The sequence below is a fragment of the Hymenobacter sp. YC55 genome (assembly GCF_029433095.1).
In the GTDB taxonomy this organism is placed as follows: Bacteria; Bacteroidota; Bacteroidia; order Cytophagales; family Hymenobacteraceae; genus Hymenobacter.
Genome location: NZ_JARNTX010000001.1, coordinates 2118946 through 2136196 on the forward strand (window position 1 = coordinate 2118946; position 17251 = coordinate 2136196).

The window sequence follows — 17251 nt, forward strand, 5'->3', positions numbered from 1 at the left end:
GTTAGGAAGATTGGAATTGCTATAACCTATTGTTATAGTCGATAACAATTTTTGGTTATCAAGCAAGTATACGCTGGCGTACATTTGAGCAGCTACTTCACTGCCTGCTCTCATGCCCGCCACCGATTCCAAGCTTCCCACCGCACCTACTGCGGAAGCTTTACCCTCCGGCTTTCTTCGCCGTTTTCACACACCTCATCTACTATTTGGGCACGAACTAACCCTGCGGCAAGGGGTGTTTGCCTTGTTCTTTGTCTTTTGCTTGACGCCGTGGGCTTCACCGCCAGTGGCGTTGGCGCTTGGGTTACTACTAGCCCAAACGTTGGGTAATCCTTTCCCAATTCACACGCGCCGCCTGACCCAAAAACTACTGCAGTTCTCGGTTGTTGGGCTTGGCTTTGGCATGAACGCGCAAGCAGCGGTAGAGGCCGGAAAAGAAGGTGTTCTGTTTACCGTGGTATCCATCTTCGGGACCTTGCTGCTAGGGTACTTTATTGGTAAGTGGCTAGGGCTCGGCCGACACGTGGTGCATTTGATTTCGTGTGGTACTGCTATTTGCGGGGGCTCCGCCATTGCGGCCGTGGGGCCGGTACTGCGGGCCAAAGACGCGGAAATGTCGGTGGCATTAGGTACTGTGTTCGTGCTCAACGCGTTGGCGCTATTCGCTTTCCCGCCCATCGGGCACGCTCTAGCCATGACGCAAAACCAGTTCGGCCTCTGGTGCGCCATTGCCATCCACGATACCAGTTCGGTGGTAGGGGCTGCGGCAGCCTACGGCGACCAAGCCCTGCAAGTAGCCACTACCGTGAAGCTAGCCCGCGCCCTCTGGATTATTCCGGTGTCAATAGGCACCGCCCTATTCTTCAAACAGCAAGGCGTAAAGGTTAAGATTCCTTACTTCATCCTCGGCTTCGTTGGCGCCATGCTCGTCAATACCTTCGTGCCCGTAGCCAAGCCGCTGGGGCCAGTGCTGGTACAGTTGGCCAAAATCGGCCTGACAGTGACGTTGTTCTTTATTGGGGCGGGTTTGTCGGTTAAGGTGGTACGCTCAGTGGGTGTGCGTCCCTACGTGCTGGGCCTGCTGCTCTGGCTGCTGATTTCCACAGCTTCGCTGTACGTGATTCTGCACGCGGTATAGCGGTTGCACTGCGGATTTTAGGTTAGCTAACACGCTACAAGAAGGCTACCTGATAGGGAGGATAGCTGTCATTCCGACGCAGGAGGAATCCGAACGAAGTTGTTCAACGGCTTTACTTGGATTCCTCTTGAGTCGGAATGACAATTATTTAACATTAGGGACAGACAAGTAATAGGGAAGTCGAACGTTTAGGTCCAGCTTACCGCACGTCAGTAGAGATACTCACTAATAGTTCTGTTGCGCCATTACGCCGTTACTCTCATACTCTGTACCTTCGCGGTATGACTTCTACTCGCCGCCGGGCGCCGTTGCTGGCTCCGTCTTTGCTTGCTGCCGACTTCGCTAATCTTCAATTTGAAACCGAGCGACTGGCTGGCAGTGCCGCCGATTGGTTGCACTGCGACATCATGGATGGCCGCTTCGTGCCCAATATCTCGTTCGGGATTCCGGTACTCCAAGCCATTCACCGCCACGCCAAGCAACCGCTCGACGTGCATTTGATGATCGAAGACCCGCAAAATTACCTCTCGGCCGTGCGCGACGCCGGGGCGCACACCATTACGGTGCACTACGAGGCCTGCACGCATTTGCACCGCGTAGTCGAGCAAATCAAGGCGCTGGGCTGCCAGGCCGGGGTGGCCCTGAATCCGCACACGCCGGTGTGGCTGCTCGAAGATATTGCTGCCGACCTCGACCTGGTCTTGGTGATGTCGGTAAATCCCGGCTTCGGAGGCCAATCATTTATTCCGAACACCCTGCGCAAAGTGGCGGCCCTGAAAGAGCTGCTGATTGACAGTGGTTCGGCGGCGCTCATTGAAATTGATGGCGGCGTCAACCAAGATAATGCGTTGGCCCTGGTGGAAGCGGGTGCCGACGTGCTGGTAGCGGGCTCTTTTGTGTTCAACTCGCCGGACCCCGTGGCTACCTTGGCCGATATGCGGGCGCAGCTTGCAGCAGGAGTTAATCTGGAAGAACAGGAGCCGAGCTAATGCCCCACTTTTCCGCTGCTATGGGCTGGTTGGTGCGGCCTCTGTGTTTGAACTTGTTGCGAGCGGTGCCGCTGGTTGGGCTGGCGCCCCTCGCGCTTGTAGTAGTGGCTCCGACCTCGGCGGTGGCCCAGCAAACGCGCATTACCATCAGCGGGATTGTGCGCGACGCCGATGGACAGCCCGTAGAATTAGTAGGAGTGGGCGTGGAAGGCCAACCCGGCGGTACCTCCACCGATAGCGAGGGCCGCTTTACCCTGAATGTGACCCGGACGGGCCGCCCGGCGGTGCTGGTGGTGCGTGGGTTGCGCTTCAAGCCGCTGCGCGTACCTCTGACGCTCACCGATGACCAGCGCGAACTACGCCTGACGCTGCAAAGTGACGCGCGGGCCCTGAGCAACGTCACGGTGCGGGGCCGCAACGACGAAGCCGATACCCGCGAGCAAGTCAGCATGATCAAGCTCGACCCGCGTACGGCCAAGGTGCTCCCGTCGCCGTTCGGCGACTTCAACGCCATTCTCAAAACCTTGCCCGGCGTTACGTCCACCAACGAGCTAACCAGCACGTACTCGGTGCGCGGTGGCAACTACGACGAAAACCTGGTGTACGTCAATGGTATCGAGATATACCGGCCGTTTCTGGTCACGGCGGCGCAGCAGGAGGGGTTGAGCTTTATCAACCCCGATTTGGTAAGCAAGGTGGAGTTTTCGACTGGCGGCTGGCAGCCGCAGTTCGGCGACAAGCTCTCGTCGGTGCTCAATATTGCCTACAAGCAGCCCGCCAAGTTCGGGGCTTCCGCTACGGCGAGTTTGGTGGGAGGCGCCCTGCACGTGGAAGCTACTTCGCCCAACAAGCGCCTGAGCTACTTGGCCGGGGTGCGCTACAAAAATGCCACCTACGTACTGCGTTCCCTCAAGCAGCAACAAGGCGGCTACAACCCCACGTTCTACGATGGGCAGGTCTACCTCAATGCGAACCTGGGTCCGAAAGACTATCCCGAGCGTACCTCGCTTGGGCTGCTAACTACTTTCGCGCACAACGATTACCGTTTCACGCCCGAAACCGGCCAGAGCACTTTCAGCACCGCCACCAACCAGTTTACGCGGTTATTCATCGTGTACGATGGGCGGGAGCGGATGCAGTACGATATGTACCAGGGCGGCCTCAACCTGAAGCACAACTTCAGCGACAAGTTCCAGACTGAATTGTTGGGGGGGCTGGTGTACTCGCGCGAACTAGAGTACCGCGACGTGGAAGCCAGCTACAGTTTGGCCGAAATCAACCGGGACCCCAACTCGCCGGACTTCAACAAAGCCGTACGCCAGCGCGACGTAGGTTCACGGTTCGACCACTCGCGCAACGCCCTCACCGCCCGCATTGCCACCGCCGAAGCCCGCGCCCGCTGGACGCCAAGTGCCGGCCACACGGTGCGCTTCGGAATTAAGACAGGACGGGAGCGGATTGAAGACGCACTCAACGAGTACAGCTTCGCCGATTCGGCCGATTATGTGCCCGATGGGCGCCGCAGCCGGCAGATTTCGGATCTGGATTTGAGCAGTTCCCGCACGCAGGGCTACGCGCAGCACACCCTGGAGCTGGATTCGTTGCGGACGCTCACGTATGGGGTGCGGGCGCACTACTGGTCAGTGAACAAGCAGCTAGTGGTGAGCCCGCGGGTGCAGTTTTCCTTTGTTCCGCGTCAGCACGCCAACCGCTCCTATAAAGTAGCGGCCGGCTTGTACTACCAGCCGCCTTTCTACCGTGAGCTGCGCGACCAGCAGGGCACGCGCGCCACGCCGGGCAGCCCGCTCCTGATTGAAGCCAGCCTGAACCCGGAGCTGCGGGCGCAACGTTCCATGCACTTTATTGTAGGCAACGAAATTCGGTTCGAGCAGTGGGGGCGGCCGTTTCGCTTCAATGGCGAGGCGTACGTGAAGTACCTCACCGACGTAGTGCCCTACGACATCGACAACGTGCGGCTGCGCTACTTTGCCAAAAACAACGCCACCGCCTACGTGGCCGGCGTTGATACGCGCATCGGGGGCGAGTTTGTGAACGGAGCCGAATCGTGGTTTAGCTTGGGCGTGCTCACCACGCGCGAAAACATCGAAGGCGACTCCATAACGCGCTATGATGACGATGGCAACATCGTGGGGCGCGATGCCAAAGGCTACATCCGCCGGCCGCAGGATCAGCGCGTGAATTTGGGTGTTTTCTTTCAGGACCACTTGCCCAACAATCCCTCGGTGCGCGGTTACGTGAACATTGTATTTGGCACGGGCTTGCCGTTTAGCCCGCCCGGCCTGCCCGAACTGCGCGGCACGGATGCCCAAACCCGTTCTTACAAGCGCGCTGACTTAGGGTTCTCGAAAGTAGTAGCCTTAAGCAATAAGCGCGAACGGCGCATTGGCCAGTTGGAAAGCCTCTGGATTGGCTTGGAAATACTCAATGTACTTGGCGCCAACAACGTGGGTGGCTACAGCTACATCCAGGACCTGAATGGCCGCACATACTCGGTGCCCAACTACCTGTCGCAACGCGTGGTGAACTTGCGGGCTATTGCACGGTTCTGATTTGAAAACGCATTCTTAATCGAGGCATGTAGACAAGTACCTACGGGTAACTGCATGCCGTATTAGCTTGCCCTCTATGCAGCTGCTTACTGCTGCCAGCAACGTGTGCATTCCAGCAGAATCTGCGGCGCAGGCGTCGTTGCCTTGGATTCAGGTGGCGCCGGATGCACCTTACTTTGTCACCGATACGGGCGAGAGTTGGACCCCCATCGGGCAGAACGATGCTATTAACTGGCCGGAGTTTGCTGGCTTGTTTCGGCGCAAGAACATGGCCGCGGTAGAAGAACACCTAGTTTGGCTGGCGGCCCACGGCGTAACTTGTCTGCGCTTTATGCTGGAATACTGCCAAACCGAAAACCGCTATATAGAGCGGCCGGCCGGCAACTTTCAGCCCAACATGGTCCGGCTCTGGGACGACTTGTTTGCGCTCTGCGAAAAGCACGGTTTACGCATCCTGCTCACGCCCTACGACACGTTTTGGATGTGGAGCCGTTGGAAGGACCACCCATACAACAAGCAAAATGGCGGACCTTGTGCCCGCCGCTCGCAGTGGTTATTGTGCCCCCGTACGTTGGAGGCCATCAAGCAGCGGCTCACCTTTGCGGCCGAGCGGTGGGGCGGCAGTGGGGCTTTGTTTGCCTGGGACCTGTGGAACGAGATTCATCCCAGCCACGCCGGAAAAAGCACCCACGTTTTCCACGATTTCCTGCGCGAAGTAAGTTGCCACCTACGGGAAGTGGAAACCCGGCGCTACGGTCGCGCGCACCTTCAAACGGTATCGTTGTTTGGCCCCGTGCTTTATGATCATCCGACCGTGGCCGACGTTATTTTCCGGCACCCGATGCTGGATTTTGCCACCACCCATTTCTACGACGCCAAAACCATCGACCACCCCAAAAACACGGTTGATTCGGCTATTCGTACTGGCGCGCTTGTGCGGGAGGCGCTGGCGCATTTGCACCAGCCAAAGCCGTTTTTCGATAGTGAGCACGGACCGATTCACGCCTTCAAGGACCTGAAGCGCACCCTGCCAGTGCCGTTCGACGAGGAGTACTTCCGCCATATGCAGTGGGCGCATCTGGCTTCGGGCGGTGCAGGTGGCGGCATGCGCTGGCCCAACCGCTGCCCGCATGTCTTAACGCCCGGCATGCGGGGCGCGCAGCGCAGCCTAGCCGATTTCACCAGCCTCATCGACTGGTCGCGGTTTCGGCGCCGCAACCTCAACCACGAAATTCAGCTCTCAACGGCGGCATTCGTTGGGTTTGCCTGCGGCGACGCCGAGCAGGCGGTGGTGTGGCTGTTGCGGCAGGACAAGCGGGGCAAAGACAAACTACTGCTTAAAACCGCCGAGCCACTGAGGGTACAGCTGCAAGTTCCGGGGCTGGAAGCCGGCACGTACCGCGTGCATCTATGGGATACACTGGGTTGCTGCGAAGTAGGCCAACTGCACGAGCAGGTAGATTCGAGTGGCCTGTTGACAGTACAACTGCCCTCCCTGGTAACGGATATAGCGTTGGCCGTCCGGCGGGTGTGTTAAGCAGAACCCTACAACTTGAAGTGTGGAGCGGCCTCAACGAAGCTTGTCTATAGGGTTGAGCTTGAGTGCATAAGTGGCATAGATTGGTTGGTAGTTGCTATATATTCCATAATTTATATTTATGGAAAATCAACCACCTGCTGTGGGCCTCTCCCGTTTCTTTGGGGCCCTTATGGGCATAGCGCTTTTGCTGGCTACAACGCTCTTTCTGCCCTTCATCTATATAATTGGCCTGGTGGTCATATTTAGGGCAGAATATTTCTTAAGCGAGAGATTCGCACGGAGTAGGTGGGTCTATCAATTATGGATAGCCTTATTGGGAATGTGCGTATTCGTCGTCGTGCTGTCCCTGGTCATGGTGTTGCTGGGCGTTTATAGGAGGTGATAGGCGCCCTGCTGGTAGTAAACGCTGTTTTTTAAAGTTGGAAGCAGGCAGAGTTTTTCTAGGTGGCTTGAAATTAAAGCCAGTCTTATGTAAGGCTTTCTCTATATTGGGGCCATGCTTAATCATTCGATTCAACCAACTCCCGCACTAACCCAAGCTCCGGTTTTGGAAACCGAGCGCCTGGTACTGCGTGGCTACCGGCCCGACGATCTAGCTGAGTTTGCGGCCATGCACCGGGACCCGAAATTCTACCGTTACCTGGGCGGCCAACCTATCTCGCGCGAGGAGTCGTGGCGGCGGATATTGACGCAGCAGGGACACTGGACGCTGATGGGCTTTGGGTACTGGGCAGTGGAAGAAAAGAGTACTGGCAAGTTCATCGGCTCGGTGGGCTTCGCTGATTTCAACCGGGACATAAAGCCTTCCATTAGCGGTGTGCCCGAAATTGGGTGGGTACTGGCGCCGCGCGTGCATGGCATGGGCTACGCCACTGAGGCCGTCCGGGCCGTGTTGGCCTGGGGCAACCGCCATTTCCAGACCAAGGAAACGGTCTGCATCATCGACTCGGACAACGTGCCTTCTCTGCGGGTGGCTCAAAAATTCGGCTACCAGGAAGTAGCCCGCACCACGTACAAGGAACAACCCATTGTCATCCTGGCCCGGCCGCAGGAGGCAGATACGCTAGGCTAGTGCTTGGCTTGCGGCAGCCCACCGGTTATGGTTGCTGATATAGTCCCTCTAAACCCTCTATAAAGGAAGGAACTGCCGTTTCCATGTGGGTATAGCCGGGATAAATGGTCTGCTGCAGCTTTAGGGCAGGCAGTTGACTAGCGGACAGCACTCCAACAAACGAATTGAAAGCAACTTTGGTGGCGGCACTTTCTGCGTTGTTGCCGTCTAGCTCCTGGCTACCCATGGTCAGGTAAAGAGTTTGCACGTTTGGGTGGGCGGAAGCTTTGTGCGCGGCGGTAAATTCACGGCGTAAGTACTCGTTGCCGTAATACAAGGAGGGACTCGCCGCAACATAACGGGTGAAATAGCAGGTGTCGGTTTGAAGTGCCTCTGCTAGGGCATACAGCACAAAGTAGCCCCCAAACGAATGCCCCATCAGGGTGCGGTTGTTGGCATCGGTTCGATAGTTGTGGTCGAGGTAGGGAAGTAGCTCAGACTGGAAGAAGGACAAGAACTTCATGCCGCCCCCGGAAAGCGGCAGGCTGTCGGCGGGTGGGGCAGCCGGGTACAGGTAGTCCCGCTGACGCAAGGAATCCATTTGCAGCGCATCTTGGTAGCCAACGCCCACCAGGATTGGGGGCCTTGCGCTCTTGAGCTTTTTAGTTTCGCTGCGTACGATGTCGAAGTAGGCATTGGCATCGAGCACAAGCACGACGGGGTACCGGCGTTTCTTGTGAGCGGCGTAGCCTTTAGGGAGCTGCACATACACAGAAAACGAGTCTTGCACGGCCTTGGAAAAAAGGCGGGCGGAAGGCGCGGTTTCCTGGTTCTCGGAATCGTCGGGGCGGCTGGCGCGGGTACTGTTCGGAACCAGGGCCGTTACGTAGAGCCGGTAATGATGCGGTGGCACGCGCCAATCTGTTTCGCGGCTGTTTCGGGCAAAGCTCTTGGTGGTTCCCCCGAGTTTTATTTCATAAGGAATTGAATAACGACTGTTACTGCTTGGGCTGAATTCCAAGCCAACGACGACGTCACCCTGCACATGGATAGCCTGTTTGGGTAGAATAAGTTTGAGCCATCCTTCCTCAATGGCAACTCGCCGAACCACCGGCTTCGCTACTTCTGCCTTGGTAGGCTGGTCGCCATCGAAGGCATAGAAGCGTACCGTAACGGTAGCACTATCGGGTTGAGAAGCCGCCAGATACAGATTCACGGAAGTTAGGGTCGCCACCGCCGAACCGAGCCGGATTACTTGAGCTATTTCAAATGGCTTGCCCGGTGCCATTGTGCCATCGGTGAAATGAAGTAAGGCTTTGTGGTTGGTGATGCCGAATTTCTTTTCCACCAACTTTTTGGTCGTCACCATGACGGGGCTTAACGCCAGGGGTCTAGGTTTCAGGTAGAAATGCTGGGGCTTGCCAAAGGCGAGGCTGTTGGGGGCAACCTGCAAGTCGGAGTAGCCAATTCTAGAAAAAACGAGGGTGTCTAGATGAGGTGGCGGCGGCAATTGCAGCGAAAAAGAGCCATCGGCCAGCGAGCGAGTGCTTTTAGCGGAACGTTTCAGCCGGATGGTGACGTCGGGCAACGGCTTTTTGCTGTCCAAGTCAAGCGTTATGCCAGTCAACGGAGTTTGGGCCTGGCTTGTGAAACTTGGCGCTCCTGTTAGTAGAAGCAGCAGCAAAGTTTTCGGTTGCACGCGGACAAGGCATAAACGCACAAACCAATTCAGGAGGCGTAGGTTCGGTGTCATAAGCAAGGCGCAGATAGAGGCGAAACGGCCAGCCGGTTTGTAGCGCGGTGCGTTAGGCAACTCAAAAACCAGAGCTTCGGTGCGGCGACAAAAAAAGGAGCCCCAACAACCAGCCGATGGTTGCAAGGAACTCCCTGTAGCGGTAGACTGGCTGGTGTTTACGGCGCGGCTTGGTGCGCGCAATAAATGGGGTTGCTCTTCGAAAGCCAATAACGCTTCAATGAACAGATACAGGCAGGCTAAATGGCAGCTGTGTTCACGCTCTTTTTGCTTGTAATTGCTAGTATCCTAGCTTGCGCAAAGCCAGCAAGCACAGCGCAATAGAGCCCGACACGCGAATTTCACCGTTAAGAATCATGCCTTCCACTTGCGCCACGGGCACGCGGAGTACTTCTATATTTTCGGTTTCGTCGAGGTGCTGGGCGGCTACAAGCCGTGCGTTACGGGCCAGAAAGAAGTAGATGCGGTTGGTATCCTTGGTGGGGTTGTCGCTGACATCTATGAGCTGCTCCATCTCGTCGGAAACGTAGCCGGTTTCTTCCAGTAGTTCACGCTTGGCAGCGTCGAGGGGAGAGGTTTCGCCTTCGTCTATCACGCCGCCGGGCACTTCAATCAGGATTTCACCGATGCCGTGCTTGTACTGTCGTACCATGATAACGTGCTGATCGTCGGTGATGGGAAACACCAGGGCCACGTTGGCCCGCACGCTCACAAAGTAGTCGTCGAGCTCCTGGCCCGTGGGGAGTTGCACATGGTCGCGGCGGAGCTTGTACCAGGGGTGATTGAATACCAGCTCGGATTTGAGCGTGGTCCAGGGCTTTATTTCTTTGGACATGGAAAGGTCGAAATGAGGAAGCGGCAAGGTAGCAAGGGAATCGGCTTTGGATAGTGCACTCCGCCGGACGCTGTAGCCCGAAATTCCACTGCGCCGCGGCGAGTTGAAGGCAGCCTCTCAACAGCGGTTCCTGTTCAACTGAAACCCCGAGCATTTTTTGCGGACAGGCCGGCTGCTCCGAATTTCGATTAGTGCCGTATACATTCGCTCCACCGAAAGCGCCACATGGGGCGCAGCGGGATTCGCTTTTCACTCTTCTCCTTACTATATGCAGTATCGCAAACTTGGTAAAACTGGCTTTTCCGTTTCTGAAATCAGCTTAGGCACCTGGCAGGTGGGCGGCAAATGGGGCGAACCCTTTAGCCACCCTAACGCCGATAAAATTCTGAATGCAGCCGTCGATGGTGGCATCAACTTCATTGACACCGCCGACGTGTACGGCGACGGCGAAAGCGAAAAGGCCGTGGGCCGGCTGGTGCGCAGCCGTTCCGAGCAGATTTACGTGGCCACCAAATGCGGGCGCCAGCTCCAGCCCCACGTCAACGAAGCGTACACGCCGGAGGCCATGCGCAAGTTTGTGGAAGCCAGCTTACGCAACATGCAGCTCGAAACCTTGGATTTAATCCAGCTGCACTGCCCGCCCACCGAGGTATACTACCGCCCGGAAATCTTCGAGGTGTTCGACCGGCTCAAAGAGGAAGGCAAAATTCAGAACCTCGGCGTGAGCGTGGAGAAAGTAGAAGAAGGCCTCAAAGCCATTGAGTACCCCAACGTCACCACGCTGCAGCTCATCTTCAACATGTTCCGCCAGCGGCCCACAGAGTTGCTGTTCAAAGAAGCCCAGCGCCGCGACGTGGGCCTGATTGTGCGGGTGCCGCTGGCCAGCGGACTGCTGACCGGTAAGTTTTCGGCCGACACCAGCTTCGCCCCGGAAGACCACCGCAACTTCAACCGCCAGGGCGAAGCCTTCGACAAAGGCGAAACCTTCTCGGGCGTCGACTATAATACTGGCCTGGAAGCCGTGGAGGAAATCAAGCAGCTATTCCCCGACCAGCCCAACCTAGCGCCCGTGGCGTTGCGGTGGGTGCTGATGTTTAAGGAAGTGAGCTGCGTAATTCCCGGCGCCTCCAAGCCCGAGCAACTCACCTCTAACTTGCAAGCGGCCGAGCTGCCCGCCCTTTCCAACGAGCAAATGCAGCAAGTACAAGCCATCTACGACCGCAAAATCAAGCCGCAGGTGCACCAGATCTGGTAAGCCACGGCAATAGCTAAAAGAGCCAGCCCCGGTTTGATCTGAATCGTTACGGATTCAAATCAAACCGGGGCTGGCTCTTTTAGGTGTGTTAAAGATTAGGCCTCGCCGCGCAACACTTCCAAAGGCGGGCGCGTCAGCACGTCGCGGCTGTTGAAGAGGCCGATGAGGGCCGTTAGAGTGGTAGTGACAACGGCCAAGACGAGCAGCGGACCCATTGTGGGTAAGAACGGCACTTCAAACAAGAAGAAGGCCAGTACCCAGGCGGCGCCCACGGCCAGTACCAGGCCTGCCACCGCGGCCAGCAGTCCAAGCAAGGCATATTCTACCAGCGTGATGCGCAGAATCTGGCGCCGGCTGGCCCCGAGCGTGCGGAGCAGTACGCTTTCCTGCACCCGTTGGTAGCGGCTCACTATCACGGAGCTGACTACCACCACCAGCCCCGTGGCAATGCTGAAGAAGGCCATAAAGCGGATAACGAACGAGATTTTGCTGAGAATGTCGTCCAGCGTTTGCAAGACCAACCCGAGGTCGATGGCCGAGACGTTGGGAAACTTCAGTACCAGTTCTCGCTGCACCGCGGCCAGCACGTTGTTGTCGGGCACGCGCGTCATCAAAACCACAAACTGCGGGGCAGGTTCCAACACGCCGGCCGGGAAAACAATCTGGAAATTGGTTTGCACCCGGGTCCAGTCCACGGTGCGGGTGCCGCCGATGATGGTGTTGAGCGGCGCGCCCTGCACGTTGAAGGTAAGCGTATCGCCGAGCTTGACTTGCAGGCGGCGCAGAAAGTCGGAGTCCACCGAAATCCGGGGCGTGCCGTCGGGTGGCAGATAAGGCGCAAGGCCTTGGTCGAGCTTTTCCGAGCTAATAAGCTTGTTGCGGTACGTAACGCGGTATTCACGGGTGAGCCCACCGCGGCTGCGGCCGCTGGTCGTGTCCTTTTTGAGTTCGGCCGTGGATTGACCGTTGATGGCCGCGAGCCGCATCGTCACGACGGGCACTTGCTGCAGAATGGGCAAGCGGCGGCTGGTAAGCACTTGCGCGACGCCTGCCCGCTGTTCGGGCTGAATATCGAAGAGCACCATGTTGGGCTGCCCGTCGCTGGCCGATACCTGCACGCGGCTCAGCAGCAAGCCTTGCAGCAACGAGAGCGTGGCCATCAAGAACACCCCCAGCCCAATCGAGACGGTGAGCAGCAACGTTTGGTTGTTGGGCCGATACAAGTTGGCCAGGCCCTGCCGCCACACGTAGCTCCAGGAAGTAGGGTAGTAGCGCCTTACCAATAAGCGCAAGCCTTGGCCTAAGCCCGCCAACACGAAAAACGTGACCAGCAGCCCACCCGCAAAGCCGAGCGCCTGCTTCCATTCGCGGGTTTGCAGGTAGGCAAAGCCCGTAATAAAGACGATAATTAAGCCGTACACCACGATGCGCAGCGGGTCGGGTTTGGCGGTGTCTTCCTCGTAAGCCGCTCGTAGGGTGCGCAGCGGCGACACCCGCCGGATGCTGAGCAGCGGCAGCAGGGCAAACAGCACGGCCACGAGCACGCCCGTCAGAAGGCCCTGCGCCACAGCCGGCCACGACACGGCTACGTTCACCGTAACGGGCAGAAACCCTTCAAACAGCCGGGGCAGCAGTAGTTGCACGGCCGTACCCAACGCAGCACCTATTGAAGCGCCCACCAAGCCCATGGCGGCAATCTGCACCAGATAAATCAGCATGGCCTGGCTGCCGCTGGCTCCCAAACACCGTAATACGGCCACCGAGGCCACTTTCTCGCGCACATACAAGCTTACGGCGCTGGCTACGCCCACGCACCCCAACAGCAGCGCCACAAACGCTACCAAGTTCAGAAACCGGGTAAGGTCCGTGAACGAGCGGCCGGTCTGGCGCTTGCGCTCCGTCACGGTGTCGGAGTTGATATTCACCTTGTCAAGGCGCTTTTCCAGGGTCTTGACAATGGCATCAACATCGGTGCCGGGCGCAAACTGATAATAGGTACGGTACTGCACCCGGCTGCCCCGTTGTAGCAAACCGGTTTCGGGTAGATACTGGCCGGGAATAAACACCGTAGGCGCCACGGCCGCACTAAAGCCCGACTGGCCCGGCGTTTTGCGCACCCGCCCCGCAATCCGAAACGTGAGCTTCCCCACCCGAATAGAGTCGCCGGGCTTGGCCGCAAACTGCACCAGCAGCGCATCATCGACCAGCGCTACCCGCTCGCGCGAGGTCATAGATTGACGGAAGGTGGCCACCGCAGTAGTCGGCTCCGTAAGCCACTCCCCGTAGTAAGGAAAGCTGCCGGTTAGTCCTTTGATCTGCGCCAGGCGGACGCCTTGGCCTTTCGGAAACTGAATCAGCGAAGCAAACGCTACTTCGTCGCTTCGGTCGCGGCCGAGCTGGCGCAAGGTAGGGGCCAGTGTCGAATCGAAGGGCTGGCTGCCGGAAAGCACCAAGTCGGCCCCGACCAACTCGCGGGCTTGCTCGTCGATGCTGCGCGCGAGGTTGTCGCCGAAGCCCCGGATGCCCACCAGCGCGGCAATGCCAAGCACAATGGCCGACACAAACAGTACCAACCGTCCACGGCTGCGGCGGCTGTCGCGCCAGGCCATGCGCCACAGCCAGCCCAAGCCCGGCCGGGCAGAAGGAAGTGGGCTATTACTCATAGGGCCGAAGAAGAAACAGTAGCCGCGGCCGTGCGCGTATCCGAAAGCATGGCGCCGCCTTTGATGCGCACAATGCGCTGCGTACGCGCCGCTAGCTCCAGGTCGTGGGTGACGAGGACGAGCGTGGTGCCGGCTTCGCGGTTGAGTTCAAATAGCAGCTCAACCACCCGGGCACTGGTGTCGGCATCGAGGTTGCCGGTGGGTTCGTCGGCAAACAGAATCTTGGGGCGGTTCACAAACGCCCGCGCCAGCGAAATGCGCTGTTGTTCCCCACCCGACAACTGCGTGGGGTAGTGGTGGCCGCGCCCGCCCAAACCCACCCGCTCCAGAAGTTCCTGTGCGGTTTTGGTGCCGTTGCGCACGCCCCGAAGCTCCAGCGGTACCAGCACGTTTTCGAGGGCGGTGAGGGTGGGTAGGAGCTGGAAGTTTTGGAAGATGAAGCCGACGTGCTCGTTGCGCACGGCCGCCCGCTGGTCTTCATTCAGGTTGTCGAGTTGAATGTTGTTTAGCCACACGCTGCCCGAGCTAGCCCGGTCTAGCCCCGCGCACAAACCCAATAAGGTGGTTTTGCCGCTGCCTGAAGGCCCCACAATGGCGAAGGTGTCCTGCGCCTGCAGCTCGAAGCTCACGGATTCAAGCACGGTCAGCGTCCGGCCGCCGCTGGTATAGGATTTGGTTAGGTTTTCTACTTTAAGCACAAACAAGCAAGTTGCGCCCGCCGGTTTTCAGCGGGAATGAAGAATCAGGAATAGAAGGAATGTGGGAACAACTACTACTTTTTTAGTAAGACACTCCGTTCACAAGGCTATTGACGAATTAACTCGTGCAATACTTTCCCTTGTTACGTACAGACCAAACAAAGTAGCTTCGTCCCTCATGAAACCTGTCCTGTCCTTGTTTAGTTGCTGTCTGCTGTTGCTAGCCGGCTGCAACTCCGAGCCCAAAACTGCCGAAGCCCCTGCCAGCGCGGCCACGCCACCCACTACGGCCGCTGCGCCCGCACCAGCCGGCAAGCAAACCATCTTGTTTTTCGGCAACAGCCTCACCGCTGGCTACGGCGTAGACCCCGAAGAAGCCTTCCCCGCCCTGATTGGGCAGAAGATTGACTCGGCTGGCCTCGGCTATACGGTCGTCAATGCCGGCTTAAGCGGCGAAACCACCGCCGGGGGGCGCAGCCGCGTCGGGTGGGTGTTGCGCCAGCCCGTCTCGATATTCGTGCTGGAGTTAGGCGGCAACGACGGCCTGCGCGGCCTGCCCCTCACCGACACGCGCAAAAACCTGCAAGCCATAATCGACACGGTGCGCCGCCGTAGTCCGCAAACGCGCATTGTGTTGGCTGGCATGCAGATTCCGCCCAACCTCGGCGCCGACTATGCCACCCAGTTTAAAGCCCTCTACGGCGAGCTAGCCCGCAAAAACCAGTTGGTGTTGATTCCCTTCCTACTGGAAGGAGTCGGCGGCGTAGCCAAACTCAATCAGCAGGACGGCATTCACCCCACCGCAGCCGGCCACCGCCTCGTGGCCCGTACCATCTGGCCCATTTTGCAGCCGCTGCTTCAGCAGCCGACGCAGGCTAGTAGATAACAAGGCAAATACACACCAAGCGGCGCGAGTAACCTGAACGAAAGCCTTTGTTAGCTTAATCCAGATTGCTCGCGCCGCTTGGTGTGACTAGCCCAGTTGGAGCTTGTGAAGCTAGCCTTCGAAATGGTAGAGGAACGTAATTATTCCCGTGTAGGCGGGTTTTGGCTGGTCCTTGATTTCCAGCGTTACCTCTAAGCGGGCTTTGGCAATACCGCGCAGGTTTTTCACCGACAACAGCTTGGCCCGCAGCCGTACCTGACTGTTTACGGTTACGGCCTGGTTGAAGCGCAGCGCCTCGATTTCATAGTTCACCTGCATTTTCAGATTCTCAATAGTCAGAATCTGGTGCCACAAGTAGGGCAACAGCGAAACCGTAAGGTAGCCGTGAGCAATGGTAGCCTGGAAGGGCGACTCCGTGGCGGCTCTTTCGGCATCCACATGAATCCACTGGTAATCGAGCGTCGCGGCGGCGAAGCTGTTGATTTGGGCCTGCGTGATGGTGTGGTATTCAGAAACGCCTAGTTCCTGTCCTATGTGTACTTCTAGTTCCGACAGGCTGCCAATCGTTAGCTTATTCATCAAGGTGGTTGGTAAGTGAAGCAGAGCGTTGTTCGTATACGGCCCATTAGGCCGCGCGGCTGCGTAAGCAGCTACTAAGCTTAAGAGAAATACAAAGGGAGAGTATATCGGGCTTACGCACGAAATGCGCTGAAAAATAGCAGGAAAATTGTGTGTCAATTGAATAACGTGCTCAGCTACGAAGTGTACACGCAGGTGTTGAGCGCAGTTCGCCTTACTATGTGCCTCATCAAACCGAATAAAAAAGCCCTCTAGCTACAGCTAGAGGGCTTTTTTATTCGGTTAAACAACTTAGTACGCCTTCGACTGCCACTCTATCAGCGCCACGCGCATGTTGGGCAATTGGTTTTGGAAGGTAGTATCGTCTTTTTCGCCAAGCTTAATAGCCTTGCGGCCGAAGACGATGGCCGTGTCGTAGTCTTGCTTGGAAGCCAGCAGGCGGGCTTTAATCCAGTTGTTGAGGTAAACATCCTGCAGGCGAATGGACTCGTTGATATAATTGAGCGCCTGTTCTCCGTTTAGGTTGTTTTGCACCAGGTATTCAGCGGCCTGTGCCAGCAGCTGCCAATCGTTGGGGCGGGCGGCTACCGCTTTCTCAATGCCGGCTACTACCCGGGCCTGCACGTTGGTATCGATGAAGAAACTCACTGTCTTCTTTTCCCAACTCAGGTTCAGGTGGGCGCTGCCCGTGGTTAGTTCCGAAAACCAATACAGTAGCGTTTCGTGGTGGGCAGAAGCTTCCGGTACCACCGGAATGCGCAGCACGTCGTCTTTCTCGTTGTAACTTTCCGCGCCCCAGTGCGTGGTTACGCGGTTAAAGACCAAGTCCCAATCCTGGTCGGAGCGGGGCATTATATAGAACGAGTACTTGCCCCCGGGTAACTTTTTACCATTGATGCGGACCGTGTCGCTGAAGCTTATCACTGTGTTTTCGTTGGCACCCGCCCGCCAAATTTGGTTGTACGGCACCAACCCTTGCCAGATAACCCGGTTTTTCACGCTCGGCGCGTGATAATCCACTACCACATCGGTAAGGCCAATAGCATGCTGCAAAACCACGTGCGGACTAGGTTGTGGCAGCGGAATCAAGGATTCCGGGGGCGCGGAGGGAGCGGTTTTGGCGGTAGCCGGAGCGGCAGTTGGTGGGGTTTGGGTAGGAGGAGTTGTTTGGGCCAGCGCAGCCGAAGTTGGTGGCAGCAACGATAGGAGCAAACCGCAACCTACCGTAGAGACAACGTGGGAAAGAAAACAACGCATAACAAGCAACAGGCAGATAGAAGAGCAGAAAAGGAAC

At 57.5% G+C, this 17251-nt stretch carries 13 protein-coding genes; 7 read left to right on the forward strand and 6 right to left on the reverse strand.

The features are described from left to right. The first annotated feature begins 112 nt into the window (after positions 1–112). The 5 genes from P1X16_RS09060 to P1X16_RS09080 all read left to right on the forward strand — a co-directional run bounded on the left by P1X16_RS09060 (position 113) and on the right by P1X16_RS09080 (position 7309). Complete coding sequence (locus P1X16_RS09060) at positions 113–1138, forward strand: putative sulfate exporter family transporter (RefSeq protein WP_277227710.1); 1026 nt, start codon at positions 113–115, stop codon at positions 1136–1138. A 281-nt stretch (positions 1139–1419) separates the two neighbouring features. Then, positions 1420–2127 (forward strand): ribulose-phosphate 3-epimerase, encoded by a 708-nt coding sequence (rpe, locus tag P1X16_RS09065; protein ID WP_277227713.1) that lies wholly within the window; start codon positions 1420–1422, stop codon positions 2125–2127. Then, positions 2127–4697: a carboxypeptidase-like regulatory domain-containing protein gene (locus P1X16_RS09070; RefSeq protein WP_277227715.1), complete on the forward strand. Its 2571-nt coding sequence runs from the start codon at positions 2127–2129 to the stop codon at positions 4695–4697. Before rpe ends, P1X16_RS09070 begins: the two co-directional genes overlap by 1 nt. Before the next feature lie 76 nt (positions 4698–4773). Then, on the forward strand, positions 4774–6234 hold the full coding sequence (locus P1X16_RS09075; RefSeq protein ID WP_277227718.1) for a hypothetical protein: 1461 nt from the start codon (positions 4774–4776) through the stop codon (positions 6232–6234). Positions 6235–6733: 499 nt separating this feature from the next. Further along, positions 6734–7309, forward strand: a complete 576-nt coding sequence (locus P1X16_RS09080) for a GNAT family N-acetyltransferase (protein WP_277227720.1) — start codon at positions 6734–6736, stop codon at positions 7307–7309. Positions 7310–7334: 25 nt separating this feature from the next. On the opposite strand, the gene P1X16_RS09085 is transcribed toward P1X16_RS09080, so the two are convergent. Both P1X16_RS09085 and P1X16_RS09090 read right to left on the reverse strand, forming a co-directional pair. Further along, entirely contained in the window at positions 7335–8915 is a 1581-nt protein-coding gene (locus tag P1X16_RS09085; protein WP_277227723.1) for an alpha/beta hydrolase-fold protein, read from the reverse strand. Between the two features lie 406 nt (positions 8916–9321). Next, positions 9322–9876, reverse strand: a complete 555-nt coding sequence (locus tag P1X16_RS09090; protein WP_277227726.1) for an NUDIX hydrolase — start codon at positions 9874–9876, stop codon at positions 9322–9324. A 268-nt stretch (positions 9877–10144) separates the two neighbouring features. On the opposite strand from P1X16_RS09090, the gene P1X16_RS09095 reads away from it, so the two are divergent. Further along, on the forward strand, positions 10145–11131 hold the full coding sequence (locus P1X16_RS09095; protein ID WP_277227729.1) for an aldo/keto reductase: 987 nt from the start codon (positions 10145–10147) through the stop codon (positions 11129–11131). 95 nt (positions 11132–11226) lie between these two features. Here the strand turns inward: P1X16_RS09095 and P1X16_RS09100 are convergent, their stop codons facing one another. Together P1X16_RS09100 and P1X16_RS09105 are read right to left on the reverse strand one after the other, a co-directional pair. Beyond that, entirely contained in the window at positions 11227–13794 is a 2568-nt protein-coding gene (locus P1X16_RS09100; RefSeq protein ID WP_277227732.1) for an FtsX-like permease family protein, read from the reverse strand. Next, positions 13791–14498 (reverse strand): ABC transporter ATP-binding protein, encoded by a 708-nt coding sequence (locus P1X16_RS09105; protein WP_277227734.1) that lies wholly within the window; start codon positions 14496–14498, stop codon positions 13791–13793. The genes P1X16_RS09100 and P1X16_RS09105 overlap by 4 nt, the downstream gene beginning before the upstream one ends. Before the next feature lie 172 nt (positions 14499–14670). Here P1X16_RS09105 and P1X16_RS09110 point away from each other — a divergent pair, with 172 nt between their 5' ends. Continuing rightward, positions 14671–15378, forward strand: coding sequence for an arylesterase (locus P1X16_RS09110; RefSeq protein WP_277227737.1), 708 nt, complete (start codon positions 14671–14673; stop codon positions 15376–15378). A gap of 111 nt (positions 15379–15489) precedes the next feature. Here the strand turns inward: P1X16_RS09110 and P1X16_RS09115 are convergent, their stop codons facing one another. Together P1X16_RS09115 and P1X16_RS09120 are read right to left on the reverse strand one after the other, a co-directional pair. Continuing rightward, the gene (locus P1X16_RS09115) at positions 15490–15957 is read right to left on the reverse strand and encodes a MaoC family dehydratase (protein WP_277227739.1); all 468 of its coding nucleotides are present in this window, start codon (positions 15955–15957) and stop codon (positions 15490–15492) included. 291 nt (positions 15958–16248) lie between these two features. Continuing rightward, complete coding sequence (locus P1X16_RS09120; protein WP_277227743.1) at positions 16249–17214, reverse strand: DUF2911 domain-containing protein; 966 nt, start codon at positions 17212–17214, stop codon at positions 16249–16251. Positions 17215–17251: the final 37 nt, after the last annotated feature.

What these genes read in the sequence shown, in the direction of transcription:
- P1X16_RS09060 (WP_277227710.1), top strand. Translation starts at nt 113, where the DNA reads ATGCCCGCCACCGATTCCAAGCTTCCCACCGCACCTACTGCGGAAGCT.
- rpe (WP_277227713.1), top strand. Translation starts at nt 1,420, where the DNA reads ATGACTTCTACTCGCCGCCGGGCGCCGTTGCTGGCTCCGTCTTTGCTT.
- P1X16_RS09070 (WP_277227715.1), top strand. Translation starts at nt 2,127, where the DNA reads ATGCCCCACTTTTCCGCTGCTATGGGCTGGTTGGTGCGGCCTCTGTGT.
- P1X16_RS09075 (WP_277227718.1), top strand. Translation starts at nt 4,774, where the DNA reads ATGCAGCTGCTTACTGCTGCCAGCAACGTGTGCATTCCAGCAGAATCT.
- P1X16_RS09080 (WP_277227720.1), top strand. Translation starts at nt 6,734, where the DNA reads ATGCTTAATCATTCGATTCAACCAACTCCCGCACTAACCCAAGCTCCG.
- P1X16_RS09090 (WP_277227726.1), bottom strand. Translation starts at nt 9,876, where the DNA reads ATGTCCAAAGAAATAAAGCCCTGGACCACGCTCAAATCCGAGCTGGTA.
- P1X16_RS09095 (WP_277227729.1), top strand. Translation starts at nt 10,145, where the DNA reads ATGCAGTATCGCAAACTTGGTAAAACTGGCTTTTCCGTTTCTGAAATC.
- P1X16_RS09100 (WP_277227732.1), bottom strand. Translation starts at nt 13,794, where the DNA reads ATGAGTAATAGCCCACTTCCTTCTGCCCGGCCGGGCTTGGGCTGGCTG.
- P1X16_RS09110 (WP_277227737.1), top strand. Translation starts at nt 14,671, where the DNA reads ATGAAACCTGTCCTGTCCTTGTTTAGTTGCTGTCTGCTGTTGCTAGCC.
- P1X16_RS09115 (WP_277227739.1), bottom strand. Translation starts at nt 15,957, where the DNA reads ATGAATAAGCTAACGATTGGCAGCCTGTCGGAACTAGAAGTACACATA.
- P1X16_RS09120 (WP_277227743.1), bottom strand. Translation starts at nt 17,214, where the DNA reads ATGCGTTGTTTTCTTTCCCACGTTGTCTCTACGGTAGGTTGCGGTTTG.